Origin of the sequence: Bacillus sp. S3, from assembly GCF_005154805.1 — a bacterium.
Lineage (GTDB): Bacteria > Bacillota > Bacilli > Bacillales > Cytobacillaceae > Neobacillus.
The window spans coordinates 3894685-3916632 of the sequence record NZ_CP039727.1 but is presented as its reverse complement, the minus strand read 5'-3'; the positions used below and the strand labels follow the sequence as shown (position 1 = coordinate 3916632).

Sequence of the window (21948 nt, the reverse complement as noted above, 5' to 3'; positions counted from 1 at the left end):
GATAGGTTAAGTAGAAAGCAGGGGTAGGTTTGGCAGACTTTTTATCATTAGGAATTTCAGAAACTTTAGTACAGCAATTACGCGGCTATGGTGTCGCGATCCCAACACCGATTCAAGAACAATCGATTCCATTTGTAATGAAGGGTAACGATATTATTGCACAGGCACAAACGGGGACAGGGAAAACCTTTGCCTTTATCCTGCCGATTCTTGAAAAAATCGATAGGGATGCAGCACATGTGCAAGCACTCATCGTCACTCCTACAAGAGAATTGGCCTTGCAAATAACAGAAGAAATTGAAAAATTGATTGTCGGTATGCAGGGTATCTCTGTGTTAGCTGCATATGGCGGTCAGGATGTTGAAAAACAGCTGAAAAAATTAAAGCGGAATCCGCAAATAGTTGTCGGTACTCCCGGCCGGCTGTTAGATCATATTAGGAGAGAAACGGTTCGATTATCAGAAATATCCCTTCTTGTATTAGACGAGGCGGACCAAATGCTTCATATCGGATTTCTCGGGGAAGTGGAGGATATTATTCGGGAGACACCTGCAACCCGGCAAACCATGTTATTCTCTGCAACAATGCCGCCGGAAATCAGGAAATTGGCGGCAAAACATATGAAAGCGCCTGAATACATTCAAATAGAAAAAACACAAGGTCCTGCTGAAAATGTCAAGCAGCTGGCGATCCATACAACAGACAGGGCGAAGCAGGCAACATTGATTCAATTAATAGAAACGCATCGGCCGTTTTTAGCGGTTATTTTTTGCCGGACAAAACGGAGAGTAAGTAAGCTATATGATGCGCTGAAAGCCCACGGATTTCCATGTGACGAATTACATGGGGACTTATCGCAGGCTAAAAGGGAACAAGTGATGAAGCGGTTTAGGGATGCAGAGATTCAATTATTAATTGCAACCGATGTGGCAGCAAGGGGACTTGATGTTGAAGGGGTCACACATGTATTCAATTATGATATTCCGCAAGATGCCGAAAGCTATGTCCACCGTATTGGCCGAACAGGCAGGGCAGGAATGACCGGCTTGGCAATTACATTTTACTCGTCCGCTGACCGGCCAACACTTGATTTAATTGAAAAAGAACTGACGATTACGATTCCAAAACAAAACCTGGGAAACAGCGGTCAGGAAATTGAACATTCGAGGGATGAAAAGAAAGCCCGACCATATGGTCAAAATGAAAAACGCGGCACCGGAAGTGGAAAGAAGGGTAGAGGATCTCGAAACCGAAATAATGCAGATTTTAAAGGTGAGCAAAAAGGGAACTTCAAACCTAAACAAGGTAAACGAACCGGGCCAAAGAACTCCACCTTTAAGTCTGGCGGCAAATCGGCTAAAACAAGTTCAAGCAGAAAAAAATAAGGCTAAAAAATGGGACTGAAATTGACTTCAGTCCCATTTTTTGTCTAGCTAATTATTAATACCAATTCCAGTATTTGATTTCACCAATACTTCCTCGAACTTCTTCACATCAGCCTTTTGGCTGGAGAAGATGGTTCCTAAGTAACCGGCAAGGAATCCAAGCGGGATCGAGACGATTCCCGGTGTAGTATATGGGAAGATAGGATTGCCGACAAAAATGGCTTTCCCTGCTTCAGGACTGAACACGTTCGGGCTAATAAGCACAAGGCCGATTGCAGTGATCAATCCAACGACCATTGCCCATACCGCACCTGTTGTATTGAATCGCTTCCAGTAGATGGTGTAAATAATGACGGGCAGGTTCGCACTGGCAGCTACGGCAAATGCAAGAGAAACCAGGAAGGCAACATTAAGTGTTTGCGCCCCTAATGCAAGAATAATAGAAATGACAGAAACTGCAATAGCGGCCCAGCGAGCCATACTAACTTGCTGCTTCTCCGTTGCTTTTCCTTTGCGAAGGATTTCGTTATAGAAATCATGGGCAAAGGCAGAAGCTGCTGTTAAAACAAGTCCTGCAACAACTGCTAGAATTGTTGCAAAGGCAACTGCTGAAACAAATGCAAATAGCATATTCCCGCCAAGCGCTTTTGCTAACAGTGGTGCTGCCATATTTCCAGCTGGATTAGCTGCGACGATTTCAGAATTACCGACAAAGGCTGCAGCCCCAAAACCGAGGAAAATTGTCATAACATAAAAGAGTCCAATAATCCAAGTTGCATAAACAACGGAGGCACGAGCCGTTTTCGCATCTTTAACAGTAAAGAAGCGGACGAGGATATGCGGCAATCCGGCGGTCCCTAGTACGAGTCCCATATTTAATGAAATCGTATCAAGACCAATTTTGTATTTGACCCCCGGATTTAAGAAAGCTTCTTTCAAAGGCGTGGCCGTTTTCATTTGGGCAAACATATCAGTGATGCTCCAATTAAACTTAGCAAATACAATGATCGAGATTAAGAAAGTACCGCCCATTAACAGAACAGCTTTAATGATTTGCACCCAGCTCGTCGCATGCATCCCGCCAAAAATAACATAAACCGTCATCAAGACACCAACGATTAAAACCGATGTAGTATAGTCTAAGCCTAATAATAATTTAATAAGTGCTCCCGCACCTACAAGCTGTGCAATCATATAAAAGATTGAAATAACTACAGTATTCATCGCTGCAAACCCGCGGATTTTCTTGGCATTGAAGCGGGCTGCAATCATATCTGCAAATGTATATTTTCCAAGATTTCTTAATGGTTCCGCCACTATATAAAGAACAACAAGGTAGGCAACAAGGAATCCAATACTATAGAAAAAACCATCAAAGCCAGTTAAGGCTACAGCACCGGCAATTCCTAGGAATGAAGCAGCTGACATATAATCCCCGGCGATGGCAAGTCCGTTTTGCCAGCCCGTCAGCCCGCCGCCGGCCGTATAAAATTCACTTGCATTTTTTGTTTTTTTGGAAGCGTAATATGTAATAATTAACGTTACAAAAACGATTCCAAGAAACATAATAAAAGCAGGGGTGTTCATCAGCTATTCACCCCTTCTTGAACCACTTTATTGGCTAATTCATCAAATTTTTCCGCTTTCTTTGAATAAAGCATGCATAATCCCCAAGTCATAATAAATTGTAAGAATGCAAAAACCCATGCCCATGTAATACTGCCGATAAACTTATGATTCAATACCGTTGAATAAGAGGTTAATATAGGTAGTGCGAAATAAAAGCAAAAAAAGAAAATAGTGACTGGAATAATAAATTTCTTCTTTTCGGAGAGCAATGTTTGAAATGATGGTGATTGGACAATAGAACTGTAATCGCTTTCAGAATATGCTTTCATTTTTTGTGGCTCCACTGGAAGCCCCCCTCTCATCTAAAAACCTTTTGCTCAAACATGGGGTTAAAAAGAAAAGACAATGCTGATGGGACAATTGATGAAGAAATACTAGGACGTTACATGATAAACATTAGAGGAAACCTTGAGTCTATTTATCGCATCATCTCCCATAATACAGATTTTTCTAAATTTTTGAACTTTATTTTCGTTTATAATTATAGTAATAATGAAATTAAATGCGCAAGAGGAAATTGGAAAAATAGGAAAAATTATTCATACGAATTTAATAATTAATTGGTGACAAAACAAAAAAACCTTTGCAGCGCAAAGGTTTTCGGAGTATGGAGACTATCGGGATCGAACCGACGACCTCTTGCATGCCATGCAAGCGCTCTCCCAGCTGAGCTAAGCCCCCAATATTTTGTTACAAGAAGAATTATATCTATATTATATCATTCTTGCAAGAGGAAATTTCAAGAAAGGGATAAATATTTCTCAATTAGCTTAAACTTTCAATTTCCACCTTTTTTACTCCATCTATTTCTGAAACAGCGGCATATACCTCAGTGGTTTTTTCACGGTAATCAACTGCAACCAAAATTTGAACCAGATGATCTCCGTTATCTAAATCCTTTATTCGAAGCCTGCGAATAATATATTTTTTTTCTAGTAAAAAAGAAATAGCTATTTCGATTTGCTTTTGGTCTCTTATAAATAACTGAAGGGTAATTTCCTTTTCTCGCAATTGCTTCGGACCAAAGAGTTTCATTAAAAAAGGAATTAACTCTACACTAATGATAAGTAGGGCAACGCCGGCAAATGCTTCTAAATAAAAACCTGCACCTACTGCAATTCCAATACCCGCAGCTCCCCAAATCATGGCAGCCGTTGTTAAACCTGAAATACTGTCGTTTCCTCTTCTTAATATGACACCAGCACCTAAAAAACCAATTCCCGAGACAATCTGTGCTGCAAGTCTGAGCGGATCCATTGTAATCTTTACTTCATCTGAATTTGGAAACATATACGCAGATTGAATGGATACAATCGTCAGCAAACAGCTTACAACGGAAATAACAAGACTTGTCTTAAGACCTACAGGTTTCCTTTTCAACTCACGTTCAAGACCGATGATCAGTCCGAAAATAGCAGAAATACCGAGCTTAATTAATATATCAACATCCGCATTGCTCATATTATTCACTTCCAAATTAAATAATCAAAAATAATAAAAACTTTATTTTGATTCTACACTTAAAGATAGATCGATTGAAAGAGCAAAATATAAATCGATTGATCCATCTTGTCTTGAATGTTTTTTTTGCTTTACCCATTTAAATTGTAATAAACTGCTGTCTCTAATTACATATACATTATTAGTTCGTTTTATGAGTCTATTGAAAAATAGATTTTGAAAAAACTTTAGAAATTATATTGCAATCATTTCTTTATCATGGTATATTAAATCTCGTCCTCATCGGGAAAGTCAAACAACGAAAAAAAGAAATTAAAAAAGTTGTTGACACAGTGATGTGAGATATGATAAATTAAAGAAGTCGCTTTTGAGCGGCGAGTCGAAAGAATGGCTAAATTGTTGAAAAATGATTTTTTTGACACTGGTCAAATAATTGTTCTTTGAAAACTAAACAAACAAAAATGTCAACAAACAATAAATTATTAGTTTCTTCTATAGAAACTAAGCCAACGTTTTATTTTATGAGCTAATCAACTCAACTTTTTTGGAGAGTTTGATCCTGGCTCAGGACGAACGCTGGCGGCGTGCCTAATACATGCAAGTCGAGCGAATCAATGGGAGCTTGCTCCCGTTGGTTAGCGGCGGACGGGTGAGTAACACGTGGGCAACCTGCCTGTAAGACTGGGATAACTTCGGGAAACCGGAGCTAATACCGGATAATTCTTTTCCTCTCATGAGGAAAAGCTGAAAGTCGGTTTCGGCTGACACTTACAGATGGGCCCGCGGCGCATTAGCTAGTTGGTGAGGTAACGGCTCACCAAGGCGACGATGCGTAGCCGACCTGAGAGGGTGATCGGCCACACTGGGACTGAGACACGGCCCAGACTCCTACGGGAGGCAGCAGTAGGGAATCTTCCACAATGGACGAAAGTCTGATGGAGCAACGCCGCGTGAGCGATGAAGGCCTTCGGGTCGTAAAGCTCTGTTGTTAGGGAAGAACAAGTATCGGAGTAACTGCCGGTACCTTGACGGTACCTAACCAGAAAGCCACGGCTAACTACGTGCCAGCAGCCGCGGTAATACGTAGGTGGCAAGCGTTGTCCGGAATTATTGGGCGTAAAGCGCGCGCAGGCGGTCCTTTAAGTCTGATGTGAAAGCCCACGGCTCAACCGTGGAGGGTCATTGGAAACTGGGGGACTTGAGTGCAGAAGAGGAAAGCGGAATTCCACGTGTAGCGGTGAAATGCGTAGAGATGTGGAGGAACACCAGTGGCGAAGGCGGCTTTCTGGTCTGTAACTGACGCTGAGGCGCGAAAGCGTGGGGAGCAAACAGGATTAGATACCCTGGTAGTCCACGCCGTAAACGATGAGTGCTAAGTGTTAGGGGGTTTCCGCCCCTTAGTGCTGCAGCTAACGCATTAAGCACTCCGCCTGGGGAGTACGGCCGCAAGGCTGAAACTCAAAGGAATTGACGGGGGCCCGCACAAGCGGTGGAGCATGTGGTTTAATTCGAAGCAACGCGAAGAACCTTACCAGGTCTTGACATCCTCTGACACTCCTAGAGATAGGACGTTCCCCTTCGGGGGACAGAGTGACAGGTGGTGCATGGTTGTCGTCAGCTCGTGTCGTGAGATGTTGGGTTAAGTCCCGCAACGAGCGCAACCCTTGATCTTAGTTGCCAGCATTCAGTTGGGCACTCTAAGGTGACTGCCGGTGACAAACCGGAGGAAGGTGGGGATGACGTCAAATCATCATGCCCCTTATGACCTGGGCTACACACGTGCTACAATGGATGGTACAAAGGGCTGCGAGACCGCAAGGTTTAGCCAATCCCATAAAACCATTCTCAGTTCGGATTGCAGGCTGCAACTCGCCTGCATGAAGCCGGAATCGCTAGTAATCGCGGATCAGCATGCCGCGGTGAATACGTTCCCGGGCCTTGTACACACCGCCCGTCACACCACGAGAGTTTGTAACACCCGAAGTCGGTGGGGTAACCTTCATGGAGCCAGCCGCCTAAGGTGGGACAGATGATTGGGGTGAAGTCGTAACAAGGTAGCCGTATCGGAAGGTGCGGCTGGATCACCTCCTTTCTAAGGATAATGCAGTCCTTTCGGACTGATAATAAGGTTGACGTTTCTTGTTTGTTTAGTTTTGAGGGAGCAATTCTCTCAAGACTTTTTTGTTCCTTGAAAACTAGATAATCGTAAGAAGAAGCAAAGTAAACATCGAGTAATCGCCATTTTAGTTTTTCTCTCTTATTGAATAAGAGTTATAAACCTTTTTAGGTTAAGTTAGAAAGGGCGCACGGTGAATGCCTTGGCACTAGGAGCCGATGAAGGACGGGACTAACACCGATATGCTTCGGGGAGCTGTAAGTAAGCTTTGATCCGGAGATTTCCGAATGGGGAAACCCACTGTTCGTAATGGAACAGTATCTTTACCTGAATACATAGGGTATAGAAGGCATACCCGGGGAACTGAAACATCTAAGTACCCGGAGGAAGAGAAAGCAAACGCGATTCCCTGAGTAGCGGCGAGCGAAACGGGACATAGCCCAAACCAAGAGGCTTGCCTCTTGGGGTTGTAGGACACTCAACATGGAGTTACAAAGGAACGGGGTAAATGAAGCGACCTGGAAAGGTCAGCCGTAGAAGGTAAAAGCCCTGTAGTTGAAACTTCGTTCCCTCCTGAGTGGATCCTGAGTACGGCCGGACACGTGAAATCCGGTCGGAAGCAGGGAGGACCATCTCCCAAGGCTAAATACTCCCTAGTGACCGATAGTGAACCAGTACCGTGAGGGAAAGGTGAAAAGCACCCCGGAAGGGGAGTGAAATAGTTCCTGAAACCGTGTGCCTACAAGTAGTCAGAGCCCGTTTATGGGTGATGGCGTGCCTTTTGTAGAATGAACCGGCGAGTTACGATCCCATGCAAGGTTAAGTTGAAGAGACGGAGCCGCAGCGAAAGCGAGTCTGAATAGGGCGTTTGAGTATGTGGTCGTAGACCCGAAACCAGGTGATCTACCCATGTCCAGGGTGAAGTCCAGGTAACACTGGATGGAGGCCCGAACCCACGCACGTTGAAAAGTGCGGGGATGAGGTGTGGGTAGCGGAGAAATTCCAATCGAACTTGGAGATAGCTGGTTCTCTCCGAAATAGCTTTAGGGCTAGCCTCACGTTGTTAGAGTCTTGGAGGTAGAGCACTGTTTGGACTAGGGGCCCTCATCGGGTTACCGAATTCAGACAAACTCCGAATGCCAAAGACTTATCCGTGGGAGTCAGACTGCGAGTGATAAGATCCGTAGTCGAAAGGGAAACAGCCCAGACCACCAGCTAAGGTCCCAAAGTATACGTTAAGTGGAAAAGGATGTGGAGTTGCTTAGACAACCAGGATGTTGGCTTAGAAGCAGCCACCATTTAAAGAGTGCGTAATAGCTCACTGGTCGAGTGACTCTGCGCCGAAAATGTACCGGGGCTAAACGTATCACCGAAGCTGTGGATTGACACCGTTGGTGTCAGTGGTAGGAGAGCGTTCTAAGGGCGTTGAAGCTAGACCGTAAGGACTGGTGGAGCGCTTAGAAGTGAGAATGCCGGTATGAGTAGCGAAAGATGAGTGAGAATCTCATCCACCGTATGCCTAAGGTTTCCTGAGGAAGGCTCGTCCGCTCAGGGTTAGTCGGGACCTAAGCCGAGGCCGAAAGGCGTAGGCGATGGACAACAGGTTGATATTCCTGTACCACCTATGAATCGTTTGAGTGATGGGGGGACGCAGGAGGATAGGGTAAGCGCGCTGTTGGATATGCGCGTCTAAGCAGTTAGGCTGGTGAACAGGAAAATCCGTTCACCGTAAAGGCTGAGCTGTGACAGCGAGGGAAATTTAGTACCGAAGTTCCTGATTCCACACTGCCAAGAAAAGCCTCTAGCGAGATTCAAGGTGCCCGTACCGCAAACCGACACAGGTAGGCGAGGAGAGAATCCTAAGGTGAGCGAGAGAACTCTCGTTAAGGAACTCGGCAAAATGACCCCGTAACTTCGGGAGAAGGGGTGCTCTTTAGGGTTCATAGCCCTGAAGAGCCGCAGTGAATAGGCCCAGGCGACTGTTTAGCAAAAACACAGGTCTCTGCGAAGCCGCAAGGCGAAGTATAGGGGCTGACGCCTGCCCGGTGCTGGAAGGTTAAGAGGAGGGGTTAGCGCAAGCGAAGCTCTGAATCGAAGCCCCAGTAAACGGCGGCCGTAACTATAACGGTCCTAAGGTAGCGAAATTCCTTGTCGGGTAAGTTCCGACCCGCACGAAAGGCGTAACGATCTGGGCACTGTCTCAACGAGAGACTCGGTGAAATTATAGTACCTGTGAAGATGCAGGTTACCCGCGACAGGACGGAAAGACCCCGTGGAGCTTTACTGTAGCCTGATATTGAATTTTGGTACAGCTTGTACAGGATAGGTAGGAGCCTGAGAAGCCGGAGCGCTAGCTTCGGTGGAGGCGTCGGTGGGATACTACCCTGGCTGTATTGAAATTCTAACCCGCACCCCTGATCGGGGTGGGAGACAGTGTCAGGTGGGCAGTTTGACTGGGGCGGTCGCCTCCTAAAGAGTAACGGAGGCGCCCAAAGGTTCCCTCAGAATGGTTGGAAATCATTCGTAGAGTGTAAAGGCACAAGGGAGCTTGACTGCGAGACCTACAAGTCGAGCAGGGACGAAAGTCGGGCTTAGTGATCCGGTGGTTCCGCATGGAAGGGCCATCGCTCAACGGATAAAAGCTACCCCGGGGATAACAGGCTTATCTCCCCCAAGAGTCCACATCGACGGGGAGGTTTGGCACCTCGATGTCGGCTCATCGCATCCTGGGGCTGTAGTCGGTCCCAAGGGTTGGGCTGTTCGCCCATTAAAGCGGTACGCGAGCTGGGTTCAGAACGTCGTGAGACAGTTCGGTCCCTATCCGTCGTGGGCGCAGGAAATTTGAGAGGAGCTGTCCTTAGTACGAGAGGACCGGGATGGACGCACCGCTGGTGTACCAGTTGTCTTGCCAAAGGCATCGCTGGGTAGCTATGTGCGGACGGGATAAGTGCTGAAAGCATCTAAGCATGAAGCCCCCCTCAAGATGAGATTTCCCATAGCGTCAAGCTAGTAAGATCCCTGAAAGATGATCAGGTTGATAGGTCAGAGGTGGAAGCATGGCGACATGTGGAGCTGACTGATACTAATCGATCGAGGACTTAACCATTTTTAAGTGGTTGAACTCGTTTTTACAAAAAACTTCTTCTGCATTATCTAGTTTTGAGGGAATGAAAAAAATTAAATTTCCTCTTGAAAAATATGAAAAAAACATTATAATAAAATAGTGTCGATAAAATAGTCTGGTAATAATGGCGAGAAGGTCACACCCGTTCCCATACCGAACACGGAAGTTAAGCTTCTCAGCGCCGATGGTAGTTGGGGCATGCGCCCCTGTGAGAGTAGGACGTTGCCAGGCTTTATAATGGAGGATTAGCTCAGCTGGGAGAGCATCTGCCTTACAAGCAGAGGGTCGGCGGTTCGATCCCGTCATCCTCCACCATAAAATATTGAAGTTAAATAAATATTTTCCAAACTATTTGCCGGGGTAGCTCAATTGGTAGAGCAACTGACTTGTAATCAGTAGGTTGGGGGTTCAAGTCCTCTCGCCGGCACCTTTGTACGAGCCATTAGCTCAGTTGGTAGAGCATCTGACTTTTAATCAGAGGGTCGAAGGTTCGAGTCCTTCATGGCTCACCATTTAAAATTAATATGCGGGTGTGGCGGAATTGGCAGACGCACCAGACTTAGGATCTGGCGCCGCAAGGCGTGGGGGTTCGACTCCCTTCACCCGCACCATTTAATTTTGATATGCGGAAGTAGTTCAGTGGTAGAACACCACCTTGCCAAGGTGGGGGTCGCGGGTTCGAATCCCGTCTTCCGCTCCAGTAGTGCCGGGGTGGCGGAACTGGCAGACGCACAGGACTTAAAATCCTGCGGTAGGTGACTACCGTACCGGTTCGATTCCGGTCCTCGGCACCATTCTAAATTAATGCGCCCGTAGCTCAATTGGATAGAGCGTCTGACTACGGATCAGAAGGTTATGGGTTCGACTCCTTTCGGGCGCGCCATAAGTTTAACGGGAAGTAGCTCAGCTTGGTAGAGCACTTGGTTTGGGACCAAGGGGTCGCAGGTTCGAATCCTGTCTTCCCGACCATTTCAATTATTAACTTTGGGGCCTTAGCTCAGCTGGGAGAGCGCCTGCTTTGCACGCAGGAGGTCAGCGGTTCGATCCCGCTAGGCTCCACCAAACTTTAGTATAAAATTAAATTATGGCGGTGTAGCTCAGCTGGCTAGAGCGTACGGTTCATACCCGTAAGGTCGGGGGTTCGATCCCCTCCGCCGCTACCAAATTTTTAAAAAATATTTTCAACTTGGACCTTTAGCTCAGCTGGTTAGAGCAGACGGCTCATAACCGTCCGGTCGTAGGTTCGAGTCCTACAAGGTCCACCAGTAACACTTTATAATATGGAGGAATACCCAAGTCCGGCTGAAGGGATCGGTCTTGAAAACCGACAGGCGGGTTAAACCGCGCGGGGGTTCGAATCCCTCTTCCTCCGCCATATTATTTTAACAGTTTTTATTATCGCGGGGTGGAGCAACGAGCGTTGCTTCAAAGAAAAAACTGCGAGTTGTATCAATCGAACTGCTGCTTGAATATGCTTGCTGAGATTGTTACAGTCCATGTAAACTTTGAGCATGGGCAATACTTTATACTTTTTATTATCGCGGGGTGGAGCAGTCTGGTAGCTCGTCGGGCTCATAACCCGAAGGTCGCAGGTTCAAATCCTGTCCCCGCAATTCGGTCTGGTAGTTCAGTTGGTTAGAATGCCTGCCTGTCACGCAGGAGGTCGCGGGTTCGAGTCCCGTCCAGACCGCCATCTAAAGTGGCTCAGTAGCTCAGTCGGTAGAGCAAAGGACTGAAAATCCTTGTGTCGGCGGTTCGATTCCGTCCTGAGCCACCATTTTATTTTAAATTTTATATGTATGGCGGTTGTGGCGAAGTGGTTAACGCATCGGATTGTGGTTCCGACATTCGTGGGTTCGATTCCCATCAGCCGCCCCATCATCTTTAACAATGCGGGTGTAGTTTAGTGGTAAAACCTCAGCCTTCCAAGCTGATGTTGTGAGTTCGATTCTCATCACCCGCTCCATTAGGGGCCTATAGCTCAGCTGGTTAGAGCGCACGCCTGATAAGCGTGAGGTCGATGGTTCGAGTCCATTTAGGCCCACCATATTTTATTCCGCAGTAGCTCAGTGGTAGAGCTATCGGCTGTTAACCGATCGGTCGTAGGTTCGAGTCCTACCTGCGGAGCCATTATGGGGAAGTACTCAAGAGGCTGAAGAGGCGCCCCTGCTAAGGGTGTAGGTCGGGTAACCGGCGCGAGGGTTCAAATCCCTCCTTCTCCGCCATAATTTTAAACGGCCCCTTGGTCAAGCGGTTAAGACACCGCCCTTTCACGGCGGTAACACGGGTTCGAATCCCGTAGGGGTCATATGAAAAAACTGATAACAATTTGTTATCAGTTTTTTTGTGCCTATTAAATAATTAAGGGCAGGACCACGGCCTACGCCATCCTTTAAAGCTTAATAATGAGTTGTAGAAAAAAGTTGGAACGTCGTAGATAAAACCTGAAAAGTTGTTGATAAAAGATTAAAAGTCGTAGATAAAACCTGAAAAGTTGTTGATAAAAGATTAAAAGTCGTAGATAAAACATCAGAAGTCGTCGGTAAAGGGTAAGGCCATATATGATTATGCCCGTGATCCCTAAAAAACCGAAAGAACGGAAATAAAAAAGATATATAATGCCCATGTGCGTGAAAAGATTAAACAGATGGTAACAATATATAATCTGAACATCGCCCCACCCTCCACTAGCAGCGCCCTTATCCCAAACTCCACCTAAGATTAAAACTCATTATATCGATATAATATTTAATCACTTAAACCAATCTTGAAAACCATTGATAACGCTTACATCTTCCTGTTTTCTCCTGTTTTCACACCACGAAATTATTAGTATTTAAATAATTTTTTTCATAAAAAAAATAAAAAACTTTATAAGATTATGTCGAATAAAGATGAAATATATGTCGGACATACTCGAAAAATGTAATAAAAAGTCTCTGTGTAGCAATAAACATCACAAGATGTCAGAAAAGATAAAAAAGTATTTCGAGGAAAATAAGACAATTGCGCTTATAATTGGTCATTGAAATACATATTTTCATTGAGGATGAGGAGAGCCATGACTGTGAACACGTTTTTTCCAACTGATTATCAGTTGCACTTGTTTCATGAAGGCAGCTACTTTCAAAGTCATCAGCTTTTTGGCGCTCATATCTTAAAGAATTCCAATCAAGTATATACTCGATTTTGTGTATGGGCCCCTAACGCCTCTCAAGTGAGGCTCCTGGGCAATTTTAATAACTGGAATGGTAATGGATATGAACTTCAGAAGGTTAATGATGAAGGAGTATGGATTATTGTTGTCAATCAAGACCTAGAAGGAAAGATATACAAGTATGAAATTATTTCACAAACAGGAGAAAGGCATTTAAAGGCAGATCCCTTTGCATTTTATTCGGAAGTAAGACCCGATACTGCTTCTATTGTTTATTCGTTTAACCAATATACGTGGCAAGACACTCATTGGATGAACCGAAGGGAAAAAAAGAATTTTTTATCAGAGCCAGCTGTCATTTATGAGGTTCATCTAGGTTCTTGGAGAAAGAATGCCAATGGTGACTACATAACCTATAAGGACATGGCAGCAAAGCTTATTCCTTATGTAATAGAGCACGGTTTCACCCATATTGAAATATTACCGCTTGTCGAGCATCCGCTCGATGACTCATGGGGGTATCAAGGAACTGGTTATTTCTCAGTGACGTCCAGGTATGGTACACCCGATGACTTTAGATATTTTGTGGACCAGTGTCATCAGCAAGGGATCGGTGTCATTCTTGACTGGGTTCCAGGTCATTTCTGCAAAGATGCACACGGGCTATATCGTTTTGATGGTACACATATTTATTCATATAGCCATGTTCATGACAGAGAAAATGTCGTATGGGGAACGGCGAATTTTGATTTAGGAAAAGGTGAGGTCCAAAGCTTTCTTATTTCAAACGCGCTATATTGGATTGACTATTTTCATATTGATGGTTTTCGAATGGATGCGGTCGCGAATATCATCTACTGGCCCAATGCCGACCAGGGAAAGAGAGAGAATCCGTTTGGCATTCATTTTTTAAAAAAATTAAATCATGCGGTCCATGAACATGACCCCCATTTTTTAATGATTGGCGAGGATTCGACCGAGTTCCCTCAAGTGACAACACCCGTTCACTACGGCGGCCTCGGCTTTGATTACAAATGGAATATGGGCTGGATGAATGACATGCTTGAGTATATGGAAACACCTCCATATTCACGGCCCCAAGCCCATTCCAAGGTAACATTTTCACTTCTATATGCCTTTTTGGAAAACTTTATGCTCCCATTTTCACACGATGAAGTGGTTCATGGGAAAAAGTCTCTGCTGGATAAAATGCCGGGGGATTATTGGGAAAAATTTGCCCAGCTTAAACTTTTATTAGGCTATATGTTTGCTCATCCAGGAAAGAAACTACTATTCATGGGTTTCGAATTTGGCCAGTTTGCAGAATGGAATGACAAAGAGGAACTAGACTGGAACTTAATGGAATATGACATGCACAGTAATTTAAATTCATATGTAAAAGTATTAACAAAACTTTATAAACGAACGAAATCATTATATGAATTGGACCATTTGCAGGATGGGTTTGAGTGGATTGATGCCAATAACAGCAGCCAATCGATTTTCTCCTTCATTCGGAAAGGGAAAAAGAAAGAGGATTATGTCATTATTGTCTGCAATTTTACGGGTGTGAACTACCCCGTTTATAAAATCGGTGTTCCTAAATCCGGAGAGTACCGAGAAATAATGAATAGTGATCAACAGGAATACGGCGGAACGGGATTGACGAATAAAAAAACCATTTTTGCGTCAGAAGAGCCCTTCCATGGGCAGCCGTGTTCCGTTGAAATGGCCATTGCCCCGTTTGGTTTTCAAATAATCAGACCGGTTAAGAAACGAAAGGAGCGAAAAGGAAATGGGAAAGAAAAAGTGCGTAGCCATGCTGTTAGCAGGAGGGAAAGGAAGTAGACTTAATTCGCTGACTAAAGATCTGGCGAAACCGGCAGTACCGTTCGGAGGGAAATACCGTATCATTGATTTTACCTTAAGCAACTGCGTCAATTCCGGTATTGATACAGTTGGGGTTTTAACGCAATATCAGCCACTTCTATTAAATTCCTATATTGGAATCGGCAGCGCTTGGGATCTTGATCGCAAGGATGGCGGGGTAACCGTTTTACCCCCTTACAGTGAGTCGTCGGAAGTAAAATGGTATACCGGTACCGCAAGCGCCATCTATCAAAACCTAAATTATCTGAAACAACATCAACCGGAATATGTATTAATCCTATCAGGTGACCATATTTACAAAATGAATTACGAGAGCATGCTCGAATATCACATTGAGAAAAGAGCAGATGTGACGATTTCATTGATAGAGGTTCCTTGGGTTGAAGCCAGCCGGTTTGGAATCATGAATACAAACGAGGAAATGAGAATAGTTGAGTTTGAAGAAAAGCCTAGTGATCCAAAAAATAATCTGGCTTCCATGGGCATTTATATATTTAGCTGGAATATACTGAAAGAATATTTAGAAATGGATGAACGGAACCCGGAGTCTAGTCATGATTTTGGAAAAGATGTCATCCCGCTACTTTTAGAAGAAAATAAGAAATTGTTTGCCTATCCGTTTAAGGGCTATTGGAAAGATGTTGGTACAGTCCAAAGCCTTTGGGAAGCAAATATGGATTTATTAGGTGAGGAATGTGAGTTGGACTTATTTGACCATGATTGGAGAATTTATTCCGTCAATCCGAATCAGCCGCCGCAGTATATCTCTTCAGAGGCAATTGTAAGCGAGTCATTAATAAATGAGGGCTGTACGATTGAAGGGGAAATTGTTAAATCGGTTTTGTTTCAAGGTGTCACGGTTGGCAAGGGATCAACCATATTAGAATCGGTTATTATGCCTGATGCAACGATTGGAATGAACTGTTTAATTGAAAAGGCCATTGTCCCGAGTGATATAAAGGTACCGGACGGGACAGTAATCCGGTCGTTTGACGATGAAATTATCCTTGTAACGGAAGAAATGTTAAGCAGTCTTTATTCTGCTATTTAAATCTCTTAATTGCCGTTAGTAGAAAACAGGAGGGAATTTAGTGAAAAGAAAGCTATTAGGCGTTATTGATGCCACAACCTATCATGATGATTTAGAAGATTTGTTAGCACACCGTTCACTAGCCGCACTACCTTTTGCAGGACGTTACCGTATTATTGATTTTGTCCTGTCAAATATGGTGAATTCAGGTATTCGCAGTGTGGCCATTTTTCCAAAAATGCAGTACCGCTCATTAATGGATCATCTAGGTTCAGGAAAAAATTGGGATTTAAATCGCAAGCGAGATGGCCTTTTCTTTTTCCCTTCTCCAATCGTGGATAATGACGGAAATAAAATTGGATCGTTTGAACATTTTGCTGCCAACATGGATTACTTTTATCGCAGTACACAAGAGTATGCAGTGATTGCCAACTGTTATACGATTTTTAATATGGACTTTAGACCGATATTAGATTGGCATAAACATGCCCAATGCGATATAACTGAAATCCATCACTCGGATGGAACGCCTATGGAAATTTATTTAATCAAAACCTCTTTACTCATAAAACTGCTCGAAACAAGACATGAAACAGGCTATACCTGCATTAAGGATGTTGTAACGGCTATTCATAATGAGTATTCTATTTGTCACTATGATTATAACGGCTATGCCGTAATGATAGATTCGATTGAAAGCTATTTTTCTACTAGTATGAAGCTTCTTGAATCCAATGTTTGGAAGCAATTATTCTTAAAAGATCAGCCGATTTTGACAAAAGTAAAGGATGAGCCGCCAACCAAATATGTCAAAGGATCCTCTGTGAAAAATGCGATGATTGCGAACGGCTGCTTTATTAGCGGAACGGTGGAGAACAGTATTGTCTCACGCGGGGTAAAAATCGGAAAAGGGGCTGTCATCAAGAATTGCATCATCATGCAAAAATGCCAAATTGAAGAGAATTGTTACCTTGATTCGGTTATTTTAGATAAGGATGTAAAAGTGGAGGCAGGGACCCATTTAACGGGATCTGCAGGGTCCCCATATGTTATTCGTAAAGGGTCAAGACAAGGAGCGTTGATGAATTCGTGAAAGTATTATTTGCCGTATCAGAATGTGGTCCATTTGCCAAATCAGGGGGGCTTGCCGATGTTGCCGGTTCCCTTCCAAAAGAATTAAAAAGCTTGGGAACAGATGTCAGGGTAATTCTTCCTAAGTATGGGACCATTTCTAATGAATATAAACAAGAAATGAAAAAAGTTAAGGAATTTACCGTATCAGTCGGTTGGAGGAATCAATATTGCGGTATTGAGGTCTTTGCCCATCAGGGGATTACTTATTATTTTGTTGATAACGAATACTATTTTAACCGGGAAAATCTTTATGGCTATTTTGATGACGGGGAAAGGTTTGCCTATTTCAATCAGGCAGTGCTTGAAACAATAGCACAGCTTAATTTTTATCCGGATGTCCTGCATTGTCATGATTGGCATACGGCAATGATCCCTTTTCTTTTAAGAACGGAATACTACAAGCGAAAAGGTTATGATACGATCCGGACCGTATTCACGATTCATAATCTGCAATTTCAGGGGATATTTCCAAAAGAGGTATTGGGTGATTTACTGGGTATGGATTACAACTCCTTTCATTCAGGCCAATTAGAGTTTTTTGGAAATATCAATTTTATGAAAGGGGCGCTCGTTGCCGCTGATAAAATAACGACTGTAAGTCCAACGTATAAAGAAGAAATTCAGACTCCTGTATATGGTGAAAAGCTTGATGGTCTGCTTAGGGAACGCGAGGAAGATCTGATTGGAATTTTAAATGGCATAGATGAGGACTTTTACAATCCGGCAATTGATCCGCTCATTGAGCAAACTTATAAAGTGGGTTCTTATCAAAAGAAGGCAGTCAACAAAAGGGAAATCCAAAAAAGATTTGAACTGCCGCAAAGTGCGGGCACCCCATTGCTGGTGATGATCTCCAGGCTCACTAGGCAGAAAGGGCTGGATTTAGTAAAGTGTGTCCTCCGTGAAATTTTGCAGGAGGACGTACAAGTCATTATTCTTGGCACCGGTGATTACGAATACGAGGAGCACTTAAGGCAGGCAGCAAGGGTCTACCCTGAAAAATTAAAGGTTCATACTGGTTTTAATGAGGAGCTCGCTCATAAGCTTTATGCAGCAGCAGACGTGTTTTTAATGCCGTCACAATTTGAACCATGTGGTCTGGGACAACTTATCGCGATGAAATACGGAGCGATTCCGATTGTTCGCGAAACTGGCGGATTAAACGATACTGTGAACGCTTGGAATGAGTATACCGGTGAAGGAAATGGCTTTTCTTTCCGGAATTTTAATGCCCATGACATGCTGTATACCATCCAAAGAGCCTTACACTTTTATCATAATAAACCGGCGTGGGCGTCAATCGTGAAACAGGCAATGGAAAAGGATTATAGCTGGGCACAATCAGCATTTAGTTATAATCAGCTTTATGCTGAGCTGGTTTCAAGGAGTGAAACACATGTTTTCTAGTACAACAGAGTTTAAGAATACCTTTCTTAAAAGGCTCGAGATGTTATGCGGTAAGGGGTTTTCGGAGAGTTCGACAAGGGATCATTATCAAACCCTTGGAAGTATGATTCGTGAATTTGTCAGTAATAACTGGATTGCCACAAATGAACGGTACCATGCAGCAGAAGGGAAGCAGGTATATTACCTCTCGATTGAATATTTATTGGGGAAACTGTTACGGCAAAATTTAATTAATTTAGGTGTTGAAGAGACTGTAGAGAAAGGGCTTCAGGAGCTTGATATTGACCTTGGGGAGCTAGAGGAAATAGAAGCGGATGCAGGGTTAGGAAACGGCGGCTTGGGCCGGTTAGCAGCCTGTTTTCTAGATTCGCTTGCTTCACTCGATCTACCGGGGCATGGGCACGGCATTCGATACAAGCATGGCCTATTTGAACAAAAAATAGTCGACGGCTACCAAGTGGAACTGCCGGAGCAATGGCTAAGGAGCGGCAATGTGTGGGAAATTCGCAAGGCAGATAGTGCGGTGAAAATTCCATTTTGGGGTAAGGTGGAGGCGAAGATGGAAGAGGGACGCCTTGTTTTTCACCATTTGAACGCCGAAGCCGTTACAGCTGTCCCCCATGATATGCCTGTGATTGGCTATAAATCTAAAAATGTAAATACACTAAGGCTTTGGAATGCGGAGCCTTCTCCCTTTCCTATGCATAAGGATGTTTTAAAATATAAACGGGAGACTGAATCGATTTCCGAGTTTTTATACCCTGATGACACCCATGATGAGGGGAAGATTTTACGACTGAAGCAGCAATACTTTTTAGTATCAGCCAGTATTCAATCGATTTTAAGAACCTACCGGAAACAACATGGGAACTTACATCAGCTACATGAACATATTTGTATCCATATCAATGATACGCACCCTGTTCTGGCGATTCCGGAGTTAATGAGGATCCTGATTGATGTGGACGGGTTTGACTGGGAGCAAGCGTGGGATATAACGCAACATACCATTTCCTATACGAATCATACGACATTGTCGGAAGCATTAGAAAAATGGCCCATCCATATTTTTCGCCCGCTGCTGCCAAGAATTTATATGATCGTGGAAGAAATTAATGAACGGTTTTGCCAAGAGCTTTGGGAACAAACCCCTGGTGACTGGCAGAGAATAAAAGAACTGGCAATCATTGCGGATGAGTATGTGAAAATGGCTCATTTAGCAATAGTCGGCAGTTTTAGTGTAAATGGTGTAGCTAAGCTGCATACAGAAATATTAAAGAAACGGGAGATGAAGCTGTTTTTCGAACTGTTTCCTGAAAAATTTAATAATAAAACAAACGGAATTGCCTACCGACGCTGGCTGTTAAAAGCGAATCCAAAGTTATCTTCCCTTATAACTGAAGTGATCGGACCGTCCTGGACCTTTTCCGCTGAAGAACTTACCCATTTACTAAAATATAAAAATGACCGATCATTTTTAGAACAGCTGTTGAAAATAAAAAATGAAAATAAACAGAGGCTTGCTGATATTATTTTAGATAGGACGGGAGTAGCAGTTGATACTGGGGCGATATTTGATGTTCAAGTGAAACGGCTGCACGCCTATAAACGGCAGCTTTTAAATGTTCTTCACATTATGCATTTATATAACAGGATTAAAGAGGATTCAAGCTATTCCATCCCCCCAAGAGTGTTCATCTTTGGTGCAAAAGCATCACCGGGGTATTATTATGCGAAAAAAATTATCAAATTAATAAACTCTGTGGCGGAAAAAGTGAATAATGATCCAATCGTCGGCGATAAAATGAAGGTAATCTTTCTTGAGAATTACCGTGTTTCCTTAGCGGAAAGAATCTTTCCTGCCTCCGATGTGAGTGAACAAATTTCCACGGCGAGTAAAGAAGCCTCCGGTACGGGAAATATGAAATTCATGATTAACGGTGCCCTAACAGTAGGAACCTTAGATGGTGCTAATATTGAGATTCGTGAATTGGTTGGCGATGATCATATTTTTACATTTGGATTAACTGCAGATGAAGTACTTCATTATTATCAGCACGGAGGCTATCAATCGCAAGAGTATTATCATCATGACTATCGCATCAGACAGGCTGTTGACCAGCTGGTAAACGGGTTTTTTCCAGGGGTTCAAAATGATTTTGAACCGATATTTGATTCGCTTTTGGAGGAAAATGATCAATATTTTGTCTTAAAGGATTTTGCCGCATATGCCGATATCCAACAGTCGATTGGCGAAACCTTTATGAATAAGGAAAAGTGGCAAAAAATGAGCTTAACCAATATTGCTCATGCCGGTTATTTTTCAAGCGACCGGACGATTAAGGAATACGCGGATGATATTTGGGGGATTAAACCTCTATAATAAAAAAGCTTCTGCCGCGGCAGAAGCTTTTTTATTATGAAAAGAAATGTCCGATAAAAATACCGACTGCAAGTAAAAATCCAAAAATCGTATTTGTCTGAGCTGTTGCGACCATCGCAGGGGCCATTTTGATTGGAATATTATTTGCAATGAATCCTTTTGTGGCCTTGATGGCTTTGGGAGCACTTAGAATCACAATCGCTGTCCAAAATGGTACGATCCCGCTAATGATTAGCCCTATAACCCAAATGTAAGAAAAGGTAAACATCCCGGCTAATAAATAGATGGCTTTCTTTTTTCCTAACAAAATGGCGACCGTTTTACGGCCATTTTCTTTATCGCCATCTAAATCACGGATATTATTGGATAACATAATCATCCCAACCAATACCATACTTGGAACGGAGACAAGAATACTGGTGTTGGTAATTGTTCCTGTTTGAATATAGAATGAAATTAAAATAATCAGCATCCCCATAAAGAAACCGGAAAAAACTTCACCAAATGGTGTATAGGCAATGGGAAATGGTCCGCCGGTATAAAAATAGCCAACCGCCATACAAACAAGCCCAATCAATGCTAACCACCAGCTGCTATTTGCACATATATAGATGCCTAATAATAAGGCAGCCCCGTAAAAGCCAAAAGCTAAATTGATAACGGTTTTTGGTTGAATTCCATCACGGACGATGGTACCGCCAATTCCAACAGAGTGTTCATTGTCAAGTCCGCGTTTGTAATCAAAGTATTCATTAAACATATTAGTAGCGGCTTGAATTAAAATACTGGCAACAAGCATCGCAGCAAAGAGTCCAAAATGAAATTTCTCGTGTCTAAGAGCTAAAGCCGTACCAAGTAGGACGGGTACGAACGATGCCGTTAGTGTATGTGGACGGGTCATTTGCCACCAAACTTGAAAACCTCGGTTTGATTTAACGGCAGGTTTCGAATGATGCTGTAAATTTGGCTGCATTCTGCTCTCTCCCTTTTTAAATAATTTTCTCTATATAAGATACCAAAATGTTGTCATGTAGGTTTCTTGCCCAACCATAAGTGTATGTAATTCCAGTATTAGTGTCAATTGATTTTTGCTTTCATATCTAGAAGATTATACCTGATTGATTATAATTGACAGGATAGTGGGAAAATGAGAAAGGGAAAAGTCGTTTTCAGCCTAATTGTAACAATTTTGATATATAATAAGGATTGAATCGGTATTGATAGTGACAAGT

The 21948-nt window shown here is 43.3% G+C and carries 10 protein-coding genes, 22 tRNA genes and 3 rRNA genes; 30 read left to right on the top strand and 5 right to left on the bottom strand.

Annotated elements, in window-relative coordinates; all coding sequences use genetic code 11:
- Positions 1-29: 29 nt before the first annotated feature.
- On the top strand, positions 30-1385 hold the full coding sequence (locus FAY30_RS19140) for a DEAD/DEAH box helicase (protein ID WP_149871355.1): 1356 nt from the start codon (positions 30-32) through the stop codon (positions 1383-1385).
- Between the two features lie 48 nt (positions 1386-1433).
- Here the strand turns inward: FAY30_RS19140 and FAY30_RS19135 are convergent, their stop codons facing one another.
- The 4 genes from FAY30_RS19135 to FAY30_RS19120 form a co-directional block, all read right to left on the bottom strand.
- A complete protein-coding gene (locus tag FAY30_RS19135) occupies positions 1434-2972 on the bottom strand; it encodes a solute symporter family protein (protein ID WP_149871354.1) in 1539 nt (512 codons plus the stop codon).
- On the bottom strand, positions 2972-3283 hold the full coding sequence (locus FAY30_RS19130) for a DUF485 domain-containing protein (protein ID WP_149872776.1): 312 nt from the start codon (positions 3281-3283) through the stop codon (positions 2972-2974). The genes FAY30_RS19135 and FAY30_RS19130 overlap by 1 nt, the downstream gene beginning before the upstream one ends.
- A 339-nt stretch (positions 3284-3622) precedes the next feature.
- Positions 3623-3695 (bottom strand) — tRNA-Ala (locus FAY30_RS19125).
- Positions 3696-3779: 84 nt separating this feature from the next.
- Entirely contained in the window at positions 3780-4475 is a 696-nt protein-coding gene (locus FAY30_RS19120) for an MgtC/SapB family protein (RefSeq protein ID WP_149871353.1), read from the bottom strand.
- A 541-nt stretch (positions 4476-5016) separates the two neighbouring features.
- On the opposite strand from FAY30_RS19120, the gene FAY30_RS19115 reads away from it, so the two are divergent.
- The 29 genes from FAY30_RS19115 (at position 5017) to FAY30_RS18975 (ending at position 20716) form a co-directional block, all read left to right on the top strand.
- Positions 5017-6567, top strand: a 16S ribosomal RNA gene (locus tag FAY30_RS19115).
- Positions 6568-6761: 194 nt separating this feature from the next.
- A 23S ribosomal RNA gene (locus FAY30_RS19110) occupies positions 6762-9697 on the top strand.
- A gap of 132 nt (positions 9698-9829) precedes the next feature.
- Positions 9830-9946: ribosomal RNA gene (rrf, locus tag FAY30_RS19105) — 5S ribosomal RNA — on the top strand.
- Together the 16S, 23S and 5S rRNA genes with 21 tRNA genes alongside form the textbook arrangement of a ribosomal RNA operon.
- Before the next feature lie 8 nt (positions 9947-9954).
- Positions 9955-10030: transfer RNA gene (locus FAY30_RS19100), tRNA-Val, on the top strand.
- Positions 10031-10069: 39 nt separating this feature from the next.
- Positions 10070-10142, top strand: a tRNA-Thr gene (locus FAY30_RS19095).
- A gap of 9 nt (positions 10143-10151) precedes the next feature.
- Positions 10152-10227 (top strand) — tRNA-Lys (locus FAY30_RS19090).
- A gap of 14 nt (positions 10228-10241) precedes the next feature.
- Positions 10242-10326: transfer RNA gene (locus tag FAY30_RS19085), tRNA-Leu, on the top strand.
- A 14-nt stretch (positions 10327-10340) separates the two neighbouring features.
- Positions 10341-10415, top strand: a tRNA-Gly gene (locus FAY30_RS19080).
- A gap of 5 nt (positions 10416-10420) precedes the next feature.
- Positions 10421-10509, top strand: a tRNA-Leu gene (locus FAY30_RS19075).
- A gap of 12 nt (positions 10510-10521) precedes the next feature.
- A tRNA-Arg gene (locus FAY30_RS19070) sits at positions 10522-10598 on the top strand.
- A 9-nt stretch (positions 10599-10607) separates the two neighbouring features.
- A tRNA-Pro gene (locus FAY30_RS19065) sits at positions 10608-10684 on the top strand.
- A gap of 17 nt (positions 10685-10701) precedes the next feature.
- A tRNA-Ala gene (locus FAY30_RS19060) sits at positions 10702-10777 on the top strand.
- A 24-nt stretch (positions 10778-10801) separates the two neighbouring features.
- A tRNA-Met gene (locus FAY30_RS19055) sits at positions 10802-10878 on the top strand.
- 25 nt (positions 10879-10903) lie between these two features.
- Positions 10904-10980, top strand: a tRNA-Ile gene (locus FAY30_RS19050).
- Between the two features lie 17 nt (positions 10981-10997).
- Positions 10998-11090, top strand: a tRNA-Ser gene (locus FAY30_RS19045).
- Positions 11091-11254: 164 nt separating this feature from the next.
- Positions 11255-11328 (top strand) — tRNA-Met (locus tag FAY30_RS19040).
- Between the two features lie 3 nt (positions 11329-11331).
- Positions 11332-11408 (top strand) — tRNA-Asp (locus tag FAY30_RS19035).
- An 8-nt stretch (positions 11409-11416) separates the two neighbouring features.
- Positions 11417-11492: transfer RNA gene (locus FAY30_RS19030), tRNA-Phe, on the top strand.
- Between the two features lie 25 nt (positions 11493-11517).
- Positions 11518-11593: transfer RNA gene (locus tag FAY30_RS19025), tRNA-His, on the top strand.
- Between the two features lie 14 nt (positions 11594-11607).
- A tRNA-Gly gene (locus tag FAY30_RS19020) sits at positions 11608-11681 on the top strand.
- Positions 11682-11685: 4 nt separating this feature from the next.
- Positions 11686-11762 (top strand) — tRNA-Ile (locus tag FAY30_RS19015).
- 8 nt (positions 11763-11770) lie between these two features.
- Positions 11771-11845 (top strand) — tRNA-Asn (locus tag FAY30_RS19010).
- A 4-nt stretch (positions 11846-11849) separates the two neighbouring features.
- A tRNA-Ser gene (locus FAY30_RS19005) sits at positions 11850-11940 on the top strand.
- Positions 11941-11951: 11 nt separating this feature from the next.
- Positions 11952-12023: transfer RNA gene (locus FAY30_RS19000), tRNA-Glu, on the top strand.
- 753 nt (positions 12024-12776) lie between these two features.
- Positions 12777-14720, top strand: a complete 1944-nt coding sequence (gene glgB, locus FAY30_RS18995; RefSeq protein ID WP_149871352.1) for a 1,4-alpha-glucan branching protein GlgB — start codon at positions 12777-12779, stop codon at positions 14718-14720.
- Entirely contained in the window at positions 14668-15813 is a 1146-nt protein-coding gene (locus FAY30_RS18990) for a glucose-1-phosphate adenylyltransferase (protein ID WP_149871351.1), read from the top strand. The genes glgB and FAY30_RS18990 overlap by 53 nt, the downstream gene beginning before the upstream one ends.
- 40 nt (positions 15814-15853) lie before the next feature.
- Positions 15854-16885 (top strand): GlgC family sugar phosphate nucleotidyltransferase, encoded by a 1032-nt coding sequence (locus FAY30_RS18985; protein ID WP_149871350.1) that lies wholly within the window; start codon positions 15854-15856, stop codon positions 16883-16885.
- Complete coding sequence (glgA, locus tag FAY30_RS18980; RefSeq protein ID WP_149871349.1) at positions 16882-18333, top strand: glycogen synthase GlgA; 1452 nt, start codon at positions 16882-16884, stop codon at positions 18331-18333. The genes FAY30_RS18985 and glgA overlap by 4 nt, the downstream gene beginning before the upstream one ends.
- Positions 18323-20716: a glycogen/starch/alpha-glucan phosphorylase gene (locus FAY30_RS18975; protein WP_149871348.1), complete on the top strand. Its 2394-nt coding sequence runs from the start codon at positions 18323-18325 to the stop codon at positions 20714-20716. The genes glgA and FAY30_RS18975 overlap by 11 nt, the downstream gene beginning before the upstream one ends.
- 34 nt (positions 20717-20750) lie before the next feature.
- Here FAY30_RS18975 and FAY30_RS18970 read toward each other — a convergent pair whose 3' ends face one another.
- Complete coding sequence (locus tag FAY30_RS18970; RefSeq protein ID WP_149871347.1) at positions 20751-21689, bottom strand: 1,4-dihydroxy-2-naphthoate polyprenyltransferase; 939 nt, start codon at positions 21687-21689, stop codon at positions 20751-20753.
- Between the last annotated feature and the right edge of the window lie 259 nt (positions 21690-21948).

Bases quoted from the DNA above. Each gene is read 5' to 3' on its own strand.
- FAY30_RS19135 (WP_149871354.1), bottom strand. From the start codon at position 2,972: ATGAACACCCCTGCTTTTATTATGTTTCTTGGAATCGTTTTTGTAACG.
- FAY30_RS19130 (WP_149872776.1), bottom strand. From the start codon at position 3,283: ATGAAAGCATATTCTGAAAGCGATTACAGTTCTATTGTCCAATCACCA.
- FAY30_RS19120 (WP_149871353.1), bottom strand. From the start codon at position 4,475: ATGAGCAATGCGGATGTTGATATATTAATTAAGCTCGGTATTTCTGCT.
- glgB (WP_149871352.1), top strand. From the start codon at position 12,777: ATGACTGTGAACACGTTTTTTCCAACTGATTATCAGTTGCACTTGTTT.
- FAY30_RS18990 (WP_149871351.1), top strand. From the start codon at position 14,668: ATGGGAAAGAAAAAGTGCGTAGCCATGCTGTTAGCAGGAGGGAAAGGA.
- FAY30_RS18975 (WP_149871348.1), top strand. From the start codon at position 18,323: ATGTTTTCTAGTACAACAGAGTTTAAGAATACCTTTCTTAAAAGGCTC.
- FAY30_RS18970 (WP_149871347.1), bottom strand. From the start codon at position 21,689: ATGCAGCCAAATTTACAGCATCATTCGAAACCTGCCGTTAAATCAAAC.